The organism is Bacillus cereus group sp. BfR-BA-01441, from assembly GCF_022663075.1.
Taxonomy (GTDB): Bacteria; Bacillota; Bacilli; order Bacillales; family Bacillaceae_G; genus Bacillus_A; species Bacillus_A cereus.
This window is the reverse complement of the sequence record NZ_JAKUEU010000067.1, coordinates 13,215-28,100: the sequence shown is the minus strand read 5'-3', so window position 1 is coordinate 28,100 and position 14,886 is coordinate 13,215. Positions and strand designations below refer to the sequence as shown.

The window sequence follows — 14,886 nt, the reverse complement described above, 5'->3', positions numbered from 1 at the left end:
GGCAGTTTTTTTTCGCTTTGCAGGGTAAATAAGTTCCATCAGAAACCAATCATTATTGGATGCCTTGGAATTTCAATTGAAATTGTTGCAAGTATGTCAGAACTTGCGTTTTATCACATGTTAGTACTAGGTACAACAATAACGATTTCTGAAGTAAATAAACTCATCATTATTGCTATTTTTCGTAGTTTCTTTGCACTTGGTTTTTTAAATATGATGAATTTATATGAAACGAAATTAAAAGAATCGCAAGTTCGAAAAGAAAATGAAAATATGTTAATGCATCTTTCTAATTTATATGTGGAATCTGTTCATTTGAAAAAGACGTTACAAAATGCGGAGTTAATTACACAAGAAGCATATCAACTATATCGAAATTTACAAGTAAGCGCTGATTCAAGTAGTAAAACAGCATTGAAAATAGCGGGGGAAGTGCATGAAATAAAAAAGGATAATCAAAGGATATTTGCAGGATTATCTAAACTGTTATTAGATAAAAATGTGGCTGAATATGTAGAAGGACATGAGTTAGCAGAAATGATTGTTAGAATAAACGAGAAGTATGCTGAAATGCTAGAAAAGGATATACGTTTTTCTAAACATATAGAAGGTGAGCATGCTGCATACCACGTGTATACAGTTCTATCAATTTTTAATAACTTAGTTTCGAATGCAGTTGAAGCAATTGAAGATAAAGGTGTCGTTATTATTAAGCTATATAAAAGAGAGCAACATATATTTTTTGAAGTAATTGACGATGGACCTGGTATTGCACAAAAGTATAAGAAATTAGTATTTAAGCCAGGATTTACTTCCAAGTATGATCAAACGGGAACACCGTCAACTGGTATTGGGCTTTCTTACATAAATGAAATGGTAACAGAGCTAGGCGGAGAAGTGAGATTAGAAGACCGAGAAAATAAAAGAGGATGTAAGTTTATCGTTTGTTTACCGGAGGATAGTTTAAAGCGGGAGGGGGAATAGATTTGTTTTATTATATCGTAGACGATGATGAAGTTTTCCGTTCAATGCTTTCGCAAATTATTGAAGATGGAGACCTTGGAGAAGTAATTGGTGAGGCGGATGACGGAGTTTTTATTGAAGCGGATCAACTAAATTTTAAAAAAGTAGATATTTTATTTATTGATTTGTTGATGCCGATGAGGGACGGAATTGAAACAGTTCGTCACATTGCGTCAACTTTCACGGGGAAAATCATTATGATTTCTCAAGTGGAATCGAAGCAGCTTATAGGTGAGGCATATACACTTGGTGTAGAATATTATATTACAAAACCATTAAATAAAATTGAAGTTGTATCTGTTGTACGCAAAGTGATGGAGCGTATTAGATTGGAGCGTTCTATACACGATATTCAAAAATCATTGAATAACGTGTTTCAGTGGGAAAAACCGCAATTGCGTACTGAACCAGTGCAAGAAGGAAAAAAGATAGGGGATTTAGGACGCTTTTTACTATCAGAACTCGGTATTGCGGGAGAGAATGGAAGTAAAGATTTACTTAGTATGCTGGAATATTTATATGGTCAAGAAAAGGCACAGACATTTGAGTTTGGCTTTCCTGCGTTAAAAGAAATTTTTCATCATATTACGATAAGGAAATTAGGGGATCTAGCTTTAGAGGCGGATATTGATAAAGAGAAAAAAGCGTCTGAACAAAGAGTACGTCGAGCTATTTATCAGTCGTTAAATCATTTGGCTTCTTTAGGATTAACAGACTTTTCAAATCCAAAATTTGAAAGCTATGCTCCAAAATTTTTCGATTTTACCGTAGTTAGAAAACGGATGACAGAAATGACGAAAGATGAACTCGCATCTTCTGGTCATACGCGAATTAATACGAAGAAGTTTATTCAAGTGTTGTATTTTGAGGCGAAGAGGTTGATGGAGATAGAGTGAAGAAGATGCTTATAAATAAGCATCTTCTTTTGTTAAATCAACATTTTATATTTTCTCGTGGAGCATGTAAAATGTTAAGTAAGAGAAAATGGTTTTATATTAAGGAAGTGTCAAAGCGATGAGTTTCACATTGAATAAATCGATTATTAAAGAAGTGTGCGGAGAGACCTCATATAAAAGAGGTGAAGCCTATTATAAATCAAATAAAGTGATAATAGATCATTACGATGAAAATAAAGAAATTTGTGAGGCGACAGTAAAAGGGAACGAGGATTTCCATGTTACAGTAGCAAAAGCCAAAAAGGGTGATGTTGTTGCAAAATGTAGTTGTCCTTCATTAGCGTCTTTTCAAACGTACTGTCAACATGTTGCAGCAGTATTAATACAAATAAACTATAATCAACAAACAGGTGGAATGAGCTCCACTAGTAGCAGAAATGATCAATTGACAAGTGGTATGTTTCAGCTGTTTGCAGACAAACCACTGAGGCCAAAAAGTAAACAACACCGTTTTGATACACGTGAAATATTAGATATTGAGTTTATATGTACACCAGTAGCTACGAGAAGTGGTGGGGCTCTTCTTGGAATTCAATTGAAACTTGCCAAAGTGTATTTCATAAATCATATTAGAGAATTTCTTTCTAAGGTGGAGAAAAGGGAATCTTTTCATTGTTCAAATGAATTTACATATACACCAGATGTACATAGTTTTAAACAAGAAACGGATGCGATTATTCAGCAGCTCATTAAAATGTATCATAACGAAAAAATGTATGAAGATACGCTAGAAGTACATGCGAAACAAGATGAAAGTATGATATTTATACCACCAGCTTCATGGAAAGATATGCTCTCTTCACTTTCTAAAGTTGAATATGTACAGCTGAAACAAAATGAACAACTGTTTCAGGGATTACAAGTTTCAAAAGGGTTGTTGCCGTTACACTTTGAATTTACGAAGGGAAATAATGGCGGATTTACACTTCATATAGATGGTTTAAATCGTGTACAAGTTATGGATATGTATAACAATGCACTTTACGATGGAAAATTATATCACTTACACATTGAAGATTGTATGCGACTTATTGAATTACAAAAGATGATGAGTCGCTCAAATAGTAATCAGTTTTATATTCCAGAAAGTAAGATGGAACATTTCGTCGCGAAAGTTGTACCAGGATTAATGAAGCTCGGAACTGTACACATTGATGAAGTAATATCGGATCGTGTTGAAACACCTTCGCTAAAAGCGAAATTGTATTTAGACCGCGTGAAAAATCGCTTATTAGCAGGTCTTGAATTTCACTATGGGAACGTCATGATTAATCCGCTAGAAGAGGATGGACAGCCGTCTGTTTTTAATCGTGATGAGAAAAAAGAAAAAGAGATTTTAGACATTATGAGTGAAAGTGCCTTTGCAAAAACAGAAGGCGGTTACTTTATGCATAATGAAGAAGCTGAGTATAACTTTTTATATCACGTCGTGCCAACATTAAAAGGTTTAGTTGATATTTATGCGACGACAGCAATCAAATTGCGAATTAGTAAAGGGGATGCAGTTCCTCTTATTAGAGTGAGAAGAAAAGAAAGAATTGATTGGTTGTCATTTCGTTTTGATATAAAAGGAATACCAGAAGCAGAAATTAAAGGTGTATTAGCGGCCCTTGAAGAGAAACGTAAATATTATCGATTGGCGAACGGTTCGTTTTTGTCGCTAGAGAGTAAAGAGTTTAATGAAATTAATCAGTTTATAAAAGAATCAGGTATTCGGAAAGAATTTTTACATGGAGAAGAGGTAAATGTTCCGCTTATTCGGAGTGTAAAATGGATGAACGGACTTCACGAAGGCAATGTTTTAAGTTTGGATGATTCTGTTCAAGAGTTAGTAGAAAACATTCAAAACCCGAAAAAATTAAAGTTTGCTGTGCCAAATACTTTAAATGCAGAAATGAGAAAGTATCAAGTATATGGGTTCGAATGGATGAAAACACTTGCTCATTACCGTTTTGGCGGTATTTTAGCAGATGATATGGGACTTGGAAAAACGTTGCAAAGCATTGCTTTTATAGATTCTGTTTTGACTGAGATTCGAGAAAAGAAACTGCCAATATTAGTCGTTTCACCATCATCTCTTGTTTATAATTGGTTTAGTGAATTGAAAAAATTCGCCCCGCATATTAGAGCAGTTATTGCAGATGGAATTCAAGCAGAGCGCCGGAAAATTTTGAAAGATATAACGGAATTTGATGTTGTAATTACGTCATATCCATTACTGAGAAGAGATATAAGATTGTATGCAAGACCATTTCATACACTATTCCTTGATGAAGCGCAGGCGTTTAAAAACCCTACAACGCAAACGGCAAGAGCTGTGAAAACAATTCAAGCTGAATACCGTTTTGGGCTAACGGGTACACCTGTAGAAAATTCATTAGAAGAGCTATGGTCTATCTTCCATGTCGTCTTCCCAGAATTATTACCAGGAAGAAAAGAGTTCGGTGATTTAAGGCGTGAAGATATAGCGAAGCGAGTGAAACCATTCGTATTAAGACGATTAAAAGGGGACGTATTAAATGAGTTGCCAGAGAAAATAGAGCACTTACAATCATCGGAGTTATTACCCGATCAAAAGAGTCTTTATGCTGCTTATTTAGCGAAGCTAAGGGAAGAAACGTTAAAGCATTTAGACAAAGATACGTTACGTAAAAATAAAATTAGAATTTTAGCTGGTTTAACGAGATTGCGACAAATTTGTTGCCATCCTGCTTTATTTGTTGATGATTACAAAGGAAGTTCAGCTAAATTTGAACAACTGTTAGAGATTTTAGAGGAATGTAGAAGTACAGGGAAGAGAATATTAATTTTTTCTCAATTTACGAAGATGCTTTCCATTATTGGTCGTGAGTTAAATCGACAAGCAATTCCATATTTTTATTTAGACGGGAGTACACCAGCGCAGGATCGTGTAGAGCTGTGCGATCGGTTTAACGAAGGAGAAGGAGATCTATTTCTCATTTCTTTAAAAGCTGGTGGTACCGGACTTAATTTAACTGGTGCAGATACAGTAATATTATATGATTTATGGTGGAATCCAGCTGTTGAACAACAAGCGGCCGATAGGGCGTATCGAATGGGACAAAAAAATACAGTGCAAGTTATAAAGCTAGTAGCTCAGGGAACAATTGAGGAGAAAATGCATGAACTGCAAGAAAGTAAGAAAAATTTAATCGCTGAAGTGATTGAGCCGGGAGAAGAGAAATTGTCCTCAATCACAGAGGAAGAAATTCGAGATATTTTAATGATTTAATATAAAAAAGCTATGCCTTCAAATTTATGAGGGCATAGCTTTTTTGTTGTAATAATTATATTTTGTTTTGTAAAAAGTAAAGAAATCAAATGTTATTTAAATTACTTCTTTGTACCTTTACTTTTGTAGGGTTTGGCAGCTGCCTTTTTCTTTGCACTTGATTGCCAACGGTTCCATCCTTTACTTCCTGTACCTTGTCCTACACCTTTTTTCGGTTTTGCTTTCGTTTTACTCATATGATCACTCCGTTATATAAAAAATCTTATTTAATAATAGCCAATGTTTTAGAAAAATATTCTGGATAAATGACTATGTTTGTTTTAAGTAAAAACAAACTGCTTGAATGCTATAGTATATCATGAAATTGCAAGTAAACTGAAAGGAATTATAAAGAAAATGAAAATAATAAGAAATACTGCGGATTCTATATTCCGAACGATCACATTAATTATTGTGTATACGTTAGTTTCGGTCAGTGAAACATTTTTTGGATTGACGAGGCAGAAAAAGTAAAGATGTTAAATTAACAACAATCAATAAAGCCGTAAAATAAAGAATTGAAAAATATTTTAAAACTTTTTGTTGACTTTCTTTATTTTTTGTATAGAATAATCATTAATAAAATGTTTCAGAGATGTGACAACAAAACGACTATGAAAGGACGAGTAGTAGTAGGACGTAGTTTAAGCGAGTCAGGGGTGGTGTGAGCCTGATACGAAGCCTATTATGAAGAACCTCCTGGAGTTGCTAACCGAAATCCTTTATAGGAAAGTAGACTTAGCCGGGAACTTCGCCGTTACAAGAAGAACAGTATCGAGATATTTCATCTCCGTATTGTATAAGTGAGCAACCTCTGTTGCTAATTTGGGTGGTACCGCGGAACCAAAGCCTTTCGTCCCAGTTTTTTGGGAAAGAAGGGCTTTTTTTGTTGGCTTCTTTTCACAACATCCAAACATTTTAGGAGGAAACCACCATGTATCAATCATTAATGACAGTAAGAGAGACTCAAATTGCAATTAAGGAAGTTAAAACATTTTTCGAGGACCAATTAGCAAAACGCCTTGAACTATTCCGCGTATCTGCACCATTATTCGTAACGAAAAAATCAGGATTAAACGATCACCTAAACGGTGTAGAACGTCCAATTGAATTTGATATGTTACATTCAGGAGAAGAATTAGAAATTGTTCATTCACTAGCGAAATGGAAACGATTTGCATTACATGAATACGGATATGAAGCTGGTGAAGGTTTATATACAAACATGAACGCGATTCGTCGTGATGAAGAACTTGATGCAACGCATTCCATTTATGTTGACCAATGGGATTGGGAAAAAATCGTTCAAAAAGAATGGCGTACTGTTGAATACTTACAAAAAACAGTACAAACAATTTATGGAATATTCAAAGATTTAGAAGATCACTTATTTGAAAAATATCCGTTCCTTGGAAAGTATTTACCGGAAGAAATTGTTTTCGTTACTTCTCAAGAATTAGAAGATAAATATCCAGAATTAACACCGAAAGATCGTGAACATGCAATTGCAAAAGAACACGGTGCAGTCTTCATTATCGGAATTGGTGATGCACTTCGTTCAGGTGAAAAGCATGACGGACGCGCAGCTGATTATGACGATTGGAAATTAAACGGTGACATTTTATTCTGGCACCCAGTACTACAATCTTCATTTGAGTTATCATCAATGGGAATTCGTGTTGATAGTAAATCACTTGATGAGCAGTTAACGAAAACTGGTGAAGACTTCAAACGTGAGTATGATTTCCATAAAGGTATACTAGAAGAAGTACTACCATTAACAATCGGCGGTGGCATTGGACAATCAAGAATGTGCATGTACTTCTTACGTAAAGCACATATCGGTGAAGTTCAATCTTCTGTATGGCCTGACGATTTACGTGAAGCTTGCAAGAAAGAAAACATTCATCTGTTTTAATAGAAGTAAGGGAATAGCTTAAATATAGAGCTATTCCCTCTTTTTTATAAAACATTACTTATTTATTACCGAGTTCTTCTGCTAAACCGATTAAAATTCCTTCGACTCCACGAATGTAGCAGAGACGATACGAGTTCTCGTACTGAACTACTTCGCCAACGAGCTCTGCACCATGCTTAGTGAGTCTCGATACCATTTCGTCAATATCCTCGACAGTGAACATGACGCGTAGATAACCGAGGGCGTTTACAGGAGCTGTTCGGTGATCTGCTATAGTAGGAGGGGTGAGAAATCGCGAAAGTTCAATTCGGCTGTGGCCATCTGGAGTGACCATCATAGCAATCTCTACGCACTGAGAACCGAGTCCAGTTACGCGACCAGCCCATTCACCTTCGACATTGGCTCGACCTTCGAGATTCAAGCCAATCTCCTCAAAGAAAGAGATTGCGTTATCAAGGGATTCTACAACGATGCTGACATTGTCCATTCGTAGTAATTTGTTTTTTGCCATAGTCTTATCTCCTTATGTATAAAAGTTTATTATTTAATTATCCTCATAATTATACTACTAAGTAGTTACAAATTCCTTTCAGTCAAAAACACCTTGTCACAGTATAGGAAAATGTGACAAGGTGTTTTTTAATATATCATATAGCATCTTGTTAACGAATAGCTTTTTATTTAATAGGAAGGAAGTAGATTAATATGTTTTTTTATAAGCGTTACTAAACATATCAAATTAGCTCATTTGCACGAAAGGCTCAATTTTCGCCATAAATGATTGATGCAGCGCCTCAACGCCTGTTACTAAATGAAGGCGGTCAATAACGACAGACACTTTAATTTCTGATGTACTTACCATTTTAATATGAATATCTTCTTCTTTTAAAGTAGTGAACATATTTGCAGCGACACCTGGGTTAGATACCATGCCAGATCCTACGATTGATACTTTTGCTAAGTGATTTTCATGTTCTACAGATTCGTAGTGAAGAGTTTCTTGATTTTGTTCCAATACTTCTAATGTTTCTCTTAAATCATTCGAGTGAATGGAGAAGGAGAGATGAACAGTTCCTTCATTTGTAATACTTTGAATGATGATATCTACATTAATATGTGCCGCTGCTAATGTAGAGAAAACAGTTGAAAGTGAACCTTGTTCTAATCCTTTCACTGTGATGCGTGTAATATTATCTTCAAATGCAATACCTTTAACGATTGATTGTTGTTCCATGTTACATTCTCCTTTTACAATTGTTCCGTTTTCTTGTTCCATACTTGAGCGAACTTCTAAAACTACGTTATGATTTTTAGCAAACTCAACAGCACGCGGGTGTAATACGCCAGCACCGAGGTTTGCAAGTTCTAACATTTCGTCATAAGAAATTTCATCTAATTTATAAGCATCTTTTACAACTCGTGGATCCGTCGTATATACGCCGGTCACATCTGTGTAAATATCACATTTTTTTGCGTTTAGTGCAGCAGCTAATGCGACAGCAGTTGTATCAGAACCGCCTCGTCCAAGCGTTGTAATTTCAAAATCTTCACTGACTCCTTGGAAACCAGCTACAATAACAATCGTACCTTCAGCAAGATAAGATTGAATACGATCTGTATGAATGTCAGTAATCCGTGCACTACTATGTACAGATTCTGTCGTAATACCAGCTTGCCACCCTGTTAATGAAATTGCATGATAGCCTTTTGCTTGCAGTGCCATTGTTAATAATGAAATAGTTACTTGTTCTCCTGTAGATAGAAGCATATCCATTTCACGTTTACTTGGATTTTCTGTGATAGCGTTAGCGAGTGCGACAAGTTCATCTGTGCTTTTTCCCATTGCTGAAACGACAGAGACAATGCTATGACCTCGTTCATATTCTTCAATAATTAAATTTGCTACATGTTGAATGCGTTCGACGCTTCCGACAGAAGTGCCACCGAATTTTTGAACAATTGTTTCCATTACAGATTCCTTCTTTCGTCTATTTTTAAGAATAGATTAGGAAATATATAAATCCCAATACTCCTGTAGTTACCAGAAAGACAAACAAAAAACACCATCTCAAATAAGTGAGGATGGTGCTGTTACAGGAAAAGGGAAACAGAAAACGGAGCTAATAAAAAAACCGCCAAAAAAGGAATATCATAAAAAATGATATCTCTTTTTTGTAGATAGCTCTTCATACGTACACGTCTGTACATATGACAGTTCTGTTTCTATTCGAAAACAGCCCCAATTGATAAATGCAGAGAAACTTATCAATTTCGGCAATACTTCCTTTCATCTAAGTTCATAGACATCTCTGTGTCTCCATTAGAATACTCATAAGTATCGCAACCTCTATCTCACGTTTTAGGCGAGAGTGTTTGATTTATGAAGTTGTTGGTAACATTTGTTTTATAATAATTTAAATTTTTCGGGGAATCAAGTGTTTTATATATATTTTAAAAATTCTTTCTTTTTTCTGAGGAAGTTTGTGAAAAATGTAGCAAAATAAATTCATTGCATGTACATTAAACTTATAGTGCATAGGAGGTGGGAGAATGAAAAGGAAACAGCCTATTTATGTTGCGACAAAAATGAACACGACGATGGGAAAATTATGGGAATATACGCAAGAACCAGCTATACATACAGAGTGGGATGCTCGCTTTACTGAAATTTCGTATTTAGAGAAAAAAGAAGGAGAACCACAGAAGTTTTTGTATAAAACAAAGATTGGATTTGGGTTTGAAATAGCTGGAGAAGGGGAATCAATAGGTGAAATAAGAAAAGATATTTTAATGCAGTTATGCAATTGGATGGAAACGAAAATGAAATTGTAGATTATTTTGGCGAACCACATTTACTCGTTTCTACACTGCATTTTCATATCGATGAGTTAGGGGCAATGCATATTTCTTCAAAGAAACAATGGTTTTATATGTTTGGAAGAAAAATGCCGTTACCAAAATTTTTGTATGGTGAAGCAAAAATTGTTGAAAGTTATGATGCAACACTACAGTGTTTTCGAATTCATGTACAAGTACGAAACCCGTTAATTGGCTCGCTTTTTTCATATAAGGGAACATTTGTGGAAAGGAAATAAACGATATGAAAAATATAATATTTGGGCTTGCTTGTTATGTTGTTTTTCTAATATATGAGTGGTCGAATATAAATCCTGTTGAAGCAATTATATTATTGTCTGTTTTATTATTTATACCAATGTCACTTTGTATTATTGATAAAAGAAAAAGAGATGGATCGTATTTATTATTTTATAAATTCGTATCGTTTTTATATCCAATCGCAGCAATTTGTGCAATGCTAGCTTTCGTCACAAATTACAATGTATTTGCGCTAGTTTGGTTTGTATATACAGGAATTGTTGCGTTATTTGGTGTAAGTAGATTGCTAGAAAGAGGATGGAAGCCGTTAGAAGAAATCGCCATAGATAGTGCGTTTATTTATTTGTTTTTAGGTGGTTTTTGGTTTTTTGCTTCAGTGGCAAAACTTTCAATTATGCATTTTAGCTCTGACATTGTTTTACTCACAGCAGCGCATTTTCATTATTCGGCGTTTCTATTGCCATTATCAGCTGGTTTAATAGGGAGAAAAAGAGAAAAGAGAAGTAAAGTATATGATGCTATTATGTTTATCATCATGATTTCACCTATGACAGTTGCAATAGGAATTACATACTCGAGAATATTTGAATTTTTTGCAGTGCTCCTATATTTATGTGCCATTTATGGATATGGATTTTACGTTTGGAGAGCAAAATTTAATGCTATCAGTGCAAAGATTCTTTTAATCGTTTCGTCTAGTACACTCATGGTTACAATTATGTTCTCACTTATATATTCATACGGAAATTTGAAGCATGTAATGACGATTACAATTGCTCAAATGGTTTGGATTCACGGTATTGTCAACGGAATTGGAGTAGCGTTACCGGCATTTGTCGGCTGGATGATCGAAAAGAGTGTTCCAAATTATAAATACTATGGGAAACCAATGAGTAAATTAAGAGGAAGTGTGGCAATTGGTGAGGCTTTTTTATATAGCGGCAATTTAGTAGGCAGTAAGGAATACAACGGTTTAGTTGATCAAATAACTGATTTTCATAGTGAGTCATTTGACGTGACGAAGGTACCTTTAAGTATTATTCGTTTTTATGAAAATACAACAGAGTATGAGTTGCAATCAAATATTAAATGGGCTCGTTGGTTCCGCCTATTTGCATTTTGTTATGAGAAAATGAGCAAGCATGTAGGACAAATACATTTAGGGATGGGCGGCAATTGGGAAACGATGCATGGCTCTATCATTAGTGTAATAGATGAGAAAGATGGAAGAGAGAATGTAAGGGCTTGGATAAGGAAAAATGAAGCAGGTGAATCTATTTTTGTAGCTCTTTATTCAAAGCATACAAATAAGAATGAGACATATATGAATATCGCCTTACCTTTACCTTATTCGAATATGACTGGTATTTTGAAACTATATAATGATAATCATGATTTAATCATTACTAGTAAGTTAAGAGAAAATGGCCAGGGAGATGAGGGGATTTATTTACATACTCGGTTCTTAACAATCCGTTTACCGTTAGCAGAGACTTTCATCATTACAGAGGGTAAGGATAAAATGTTAACAGCTCATCATAGCATGTGGCTATTTGGACTTGAATTTTTACATATTCATTATAAGATTGAAAAAATTGCACAGAAGTAAGAAAGGCTTGGATGGGTTTCCAAGCTTTTTTATGTATGGGTAATTGTCATAGAAATTTGTTTATTTAGCTCATTATCCCAAACACGTTGAATTTCAAAAGTGCCTGTTTCAAAAAATAATGGGAATCTTTCTTTAAACCAAGTTTGCATAGGTAGCTTTAGTGCTGTATTGATTGGTATCCATAATAATTCACCCTCAGGAGGATTCAAAAGAAGTTCACCTTCAAATGAGTCTGTCCAATAGTTAAATACCATATATCGAACATTACCTTTCGGATTGACATATTCATCTAATCCTTTAAAAGTTAAATTGGAAACAAGTAATCCAGTTTCTTCTTTTACTTCTCTTATAGCGGCTTGAACGATACTTTCGGGGAAATCTACTTTGCCGCCAGGAGCGATGTAGCCAGGGAAACCTCGATGGCTGGGGCGTTTTATGAGTAAAATTTCATTGTTACGTTGGATCATACACATTGTATAGATCTGATGTTCGATGTTATGTGAATTTGGAGGCATAATGATGTATTCTCCTTTATATTTTTTTGATAATTTTACCATAACATAATTGTTTCTTATATAATTAGAAATGGAATGTTATAAATTTTCAGTTATATATTATAAATTCTATAGTCATTCGAAAAGAGGGGAGAGACATGCAAGGAGAAATACAAAAGGAGAAAAGTTTAGGTTATATTGGAAAATTATTATTACCAGTTAAAGTATCAACGCACTTTAAGTTTTTATGGATTGGACAATTACTCTCGGCCTTAGGTAGTTCGATAACTATGGTCATACTTCCAGTTGTTGTGTATTCATTAACTGGTTCAACAGTTGTAATGGGGATGACGATGGCAATGTACATGCTACCTAATATTCTTGCTTTACCGTTTGCGGGTTTAATTGTAGACCGAATTGATCGGGTTAGGTTAATGTTATTTACGGATATAATCCGCTGTATATTAATGCTATTACTTGCATCGCTTATATTTATGGATTTATTAACAATTACGATTTTATATATTCTCGTTGCCATATACGGACTTATGGAAGGGATATTCCAACCAGCATATTCTGCTGTAAGGGCGAAAGTATTCGTCCCTGAAATTCGTAATGCAGCTAACGCACTCACTCAAATGAGTAATCAAGGTATACGATTAATTGGGCCAGCACTTGGTGGGTTAATCGTATCGGTTGCATCTGCAGGGATAGGTTTCGGACTAGATGCAGCAACGTACTTATTATCATTTTTATGTTTATTATTTTTAAAAGAAATTAAGTTTAAAAAAGTAAAACCCATTGAAAAGAGTAAGCTTAATTACAAACAAGAGTTTATGGAAGGTGTTTTAGTTTTAAAAAGTCATCCGTGGCTGTGGATTACAATTTTAGTTTTTTCTTTTATAAATATTTGTTATGCCGGTATTATCGTCGTATTAATTCCATGGTTATTTAATGTTCATCATCATTTTGAAGCTTACGTGTATGGACTTGGCATGGCCTTTTCTGGTGGTGGGGCTGTAATTGCCGCATTAATATTTGGTGGGAAAGAGCTGTGGCATAAGAGAGGATTACTGGCTTATGGAGGTGTTTTAATGAGTGGCATTGCTTTATTAATTATGCCATTCATTTCTTGGGCACCCGCTTTAATATTCTTAATGGCAATTGAAGGATTTGGCATGATGATATTTGGACTCATTTGGGAAACGAGTTTACAGGAGCTTGTACCAGAAGAAGCATTCGGAAGAGTGGCAAGCCTTGATATGTTGGGTTCTTTTGCTTTATTGCCATTAGGATACGTAGTTGTAGGCTGGTTAGCTACTGTCATAGGTGGCGAGATAACTATTATAACACTAGCTAGTTTAGTAATTTTAACAATTGGAATAGCATTGTCTGTACCGAGTATTCGTCGATTTAATTGATTATATGGGAAAAGAGGGCTAGACCTATATAGAAAATAACTTAGCATATAATCAACTAGTATTAATAAAACATCTTTGTAATGAAAAGCCTTCCATACACATTTAGCACAAAAAAATTAGTATGGAAGCAACAAAAATAGAAATCACAAAAGAAGTGACGGAAGCGATACAAGTAGGTTTCAAAAAAGAAGACTAAGCCCTAAAGAAATTAGGACTTAGTCTTCATTAAATACAAATGTTTCTTTCATTTTTTTACCTTCATTTACCGGATGGCCGTTATAAGAGAAATTCTTTTCTTCCCAAGTGATCACAACTTTAAAATTATGACTATTAAAGTCTAATGGGAATACCATGTAGTCAAAGCTTGTATGACTTTTAGAAATATTTTCATTAGGTGTAGTAGGTTTAAAGGTAGCTTTAGAGGTAGGGTTGTTATCAAGTATTTCCACAGATACGTTTGATACATCATGACCGATGTTTTTTACGAGTAAACTATACGTATCAAATACACCTTGCTTTGGCTGGATTGCTTGCTTGTTTGAGTTATGAGATTTATCGATTTCGACATACCATTGTTTAGACTTTGACGCAATCGGTAGTGACTGAAATGTGTAAGCACTAGCTTGTATTGGTAGTGCTAAGCATAAAAGTGTAAAGAGAGTTAATATTTTTCGTTTCATTTTTTGAGTGCTCCCATTCTTTAATGGATTTACTTGTTATTATCTTCTTTTTACGAGTAAATATACCATATAATGTAAAGTTGCTATAAGAGTAGTGAATCAATATCTTATTCAATACTCTTATAGCTGGCATAATTACGTATGTAGTAAAAAAGAATAAATTTGTTTTTCTATACTTAGATTGCTGCCCTTTTTAAAAGGGCTATTTTTACGTTTTAATAAAAAGAATATACTAAGAGTTCAGTATAAATTATTTATTTTAATGTAGTTAAATGTGCTTATATATGTGAAATTAGAGAAGGAAGCTGTGTAGAGATGTTTCTACACAGTTTTTTTAGGATATGAAAAAATTACCAAAAATATGTTAAAATAACAT

At 34.5% G+C, this 14,886-nt stretch carries 11 protein-coding genes, 2 pseudogenes, 1 riboswitch and 1 other annotated feature; of the genes and pseudogenes, 8 read left to right on the top strand and 5 right to left on the bottom strand.

All coding sequences use genetic code 11. From position 1 onward, the window contains the following. The 3 genes from MR107_RS22500 to MR107_RS22490 form a co-directional block, all read left to right on the top strand. The coding region (locus MR107_RS22500) for a sensor histidine kinase (RefSeq protein WP_242292730.1) at nucleotides 1–984 on the top strand (984 nt) is incomplete at its 5' end. A gap of 2 nt (nucleotides 985–986) precedes the next feature. Further along, nucleotides 987–1,919 (top strand): response regulator, encoded by a 933-nt coding sequence (locus MR107_RS22495; RefSeq protein ID WP_086385837.1) that lies wholly within the window; start codon nucleotides 987–989, stop codon nucleotides 1,917–1,919. Nucleotides 1,920–2,037: 118 nt separating this feature from the next. After that, the gene (locus MR107_RS22490; protein WP_088363393.1) at nucleotides 2,038–5,232 is read left to right on the top strand and encodes a DEAD/DEAH box helicase; all 3,195 of its coding nucleotides are present in this window, start codon (nucleotides 2,038–2,040) and stop codon (nucleotides 5,230–5,232) included. A gap of 101 nt (nucleotides 5,233–5,333) precedes the next feature. On the opposite strand, the gene MR107_RS22485 is transcribed toward MR107_RS22490, so the two are convergent. Next, on the bottom strand, nucleotides 5,334–5,468 hold the full coding sequence (locus MR107_RS22485) for a DUF3934 domain-containing protein (RefSeq protein WP_000047588.1): 135 nt from the start codon (nucleotides 5,466–5,468) through the stop codon (nucleotides 5,334–5,336). A gap of 408 nt (nucleotides 5,469–5,876) precedes the next feature. After that, nucleotides 5,877–6,135, top strand: a binding site (T-box leader). 70 nt (nucleotides 6,136–6,205) lie between these two features. On the opposite strand from MR107_RS22485, the gene asnA reads away from it, so the two are divergent. Continuing rightward, nucleotides 6,206–7,189, top strand: a complete 984-nt coding sequence (gene asnA, locus MR107_RS22480; RefSeq protein WP_242292729.1) for an aspartate--ammonia ligase — start codon at nucleotides 6,206–6,208, stop codon at nucleotides 7,187–7,189. Between the two features lie 58 nt (nucleotides 7,190–7,247). Here the strand turns inward: asnA and MR107_RS22475 are convergent, their stop codons facing one another. Both MR107_RS22475 and MR107_RS22470 read right to left on the bottom strand, forming a co-directional pair. Further along, entirely contained in the window at nucleotides 7,248–7,700 is a 453-nt protein-coding gene (locus MR107_RS22475; RefSeq protein WP_001107259.1) for a VOC family protein, read from the bottom strand. Between the two features lie 228 nt (nucleotides 7,701–7,928). After that, entirely contained in the window at nucleotides 7,929–9,158 is a 1,230-nt protein-coding gene (locus tag MR107_RS22470) for an aspartate kinase (RefSeq protein ID WP_000448039.1), read from the bottom strand. Between the two features lie 202 nt (nucleotides 9,159–9,360). Further along, nucleotides 9,361–9,547: riboswitch (Lysine riboswitch) on the bottom strand. A gap of 192 nt (nucleotides 9,548–9,739) precedes the next feature. Here MR107_RS22470 and MR107_RS22465 point away from each other — a divergent pair. The 3 genes and pseudogenes from MR107_RS22465 to MR107_RS22455 form a co-directional block, all read left to right on the top strand. Continuing rightward, nucleotides 9,740–10,018 (top strand): annotated as a pseudogene (locus MR107_RS22465) (hypothetical protein); the annotation flags it as partial. Continuing rightward, nucleotides 9,961–10,284: pseudogene (locus tag MR107_RS22460) on the top strand (DUF4166 domain-containing protein); the annotation flags it as partial. The pseudogenes MR107_RS22465 and MR107_RS22460, both read left to right, overlap by 58 nt. Nucleotides 10,285–10,289: 5 nt before the next feature. Then, on the top strand, nucleotides 10,290–11,915 hold the full coding sequence (locus MR107_RS22455; RefSeq protein WP_088344799.1) for a YndJ family protein: 1,626 nt from the start codon (nucleotides 10,290–10,292) through the stop codon (nucleotides 11,913–11,915). Between the two features lie 29 nt (nucleotides 11,916–11,944). Here the strand turns inward: MR107_RS22455 and MR107_RS22450 are convergent, their stop codons facing one another. Further along, complete coding sequence (locus MR107_RS22450; protein ID WP_001134945.1) at nucleotides 11,945–12,430, bottom strand: 8-oxo-dGTP diphosphatase; 486 nt, start codon at nucleotides 12,428–12,430, stop codon at nucleotides 11,945–11,947. 137 nt (nucleotides 12,431–12,567) lie between these two features. Here MR107_RS22450 and MR107_RS22445 point away from each other — a divergent pair, with 137 nt between their 5' ends. Further along, nucleotides 12,568–13,830: an MFS transporter gene (locus MR107_RS22445; RefSeq protein WP_001161164.1), complete on the top strand. Its 1,263-nt coding sequence runs from the start codon at nucleotides 12,568–12,570 to the stop codon at nucleotides 13,828–13,830. Between the two features lie 215 nt (nucleotides 13,831–14,045). Here the strand turns inward: MR107_RS22445 and MR107_RS22440 are convergent, their stop codons facing one another. Continuing rightward, nucleotides 14,046–14,510 carry a hypothetical protein gene (locus MR107_RS22440; RefSeq protein ID WP_058839102.1) on the bottom strand — a complete coding sequence of 155 codons (465 nt, stop codon included), beginning with the start codon at nucleotides 14,508–14,510 and terminating at the stop codon, nucleotides 14,046–14,048. Between the last annotated feature and the right edge of the window lie 376 nt (nucleotides 14,511–14,886).

Excerpts from the sequence above, each read along its gene's own strand:
- asnA (WP_242292729.1), top strand. The coding sequence starts at position 6,206 with ATGTATCAATCATTAATGACAGTAAGAGAGACTCAAATTGCAATTAAG.
- MR107_RS22455 (WP_088344799.1), top strand. The coding sequence starts at position 10,290 with ATGAAAAATATAATATTTGGGCTTGCTTGTTATGTTGTTTTTCTAATA.
- MR107_RS22440 (WP_058839102.1), bottom strand. The coding sequence starts at position 14,510 with ATGAAACGAAAAATATTAACTCTCTTTACACTTTTATGCTTAGCACTA.
- MR107_RS22490 (WP_088363393.1), top strand. The coding sequence starts at position 2,038 with ATGAGTTTCACATTGAATAAATCGATTATTAAAGAAGTGTGCGGAGAG.
- MR107_RS22475 (WP_001107259.1), bottom strand. The coding sequence starts at position 7,700 with ATGGCAAAAAACAAATTACTACGAATGGACAATGTCAGCATCGTTGTA.
- MR107_RS22485 (WP_000047588.1), bottom strand. The coding sequence starts at position 5,468 with ATGAGTAAAACGAAAGCAAAACCGAAAAAAGGTGTAGGACAAGGTACA.
- MR107_RS22470 (WP_000448039.1), bottom strand. The coding sequence starts at position 9,158 with ATGGAAACAATTGTTCAAAAATTCGGTGGCACTTCTGTCGGAAGCGTC.
- MR107_RS22445 (WP_001161164.1), top strand. The coding sequence starts at position 12,568 with ATGCAAGGAGAAATACAAAAGGAGAAAAGTTTAGGTTATATTGGAAAA.
- MR107_RS22450 (WP_001134945.1), bottom strand. The coding sequence starts at position 12,430 with ATGCCTCCAAATTCACATAACATCGAACATCAGATCTATACAATGTGT.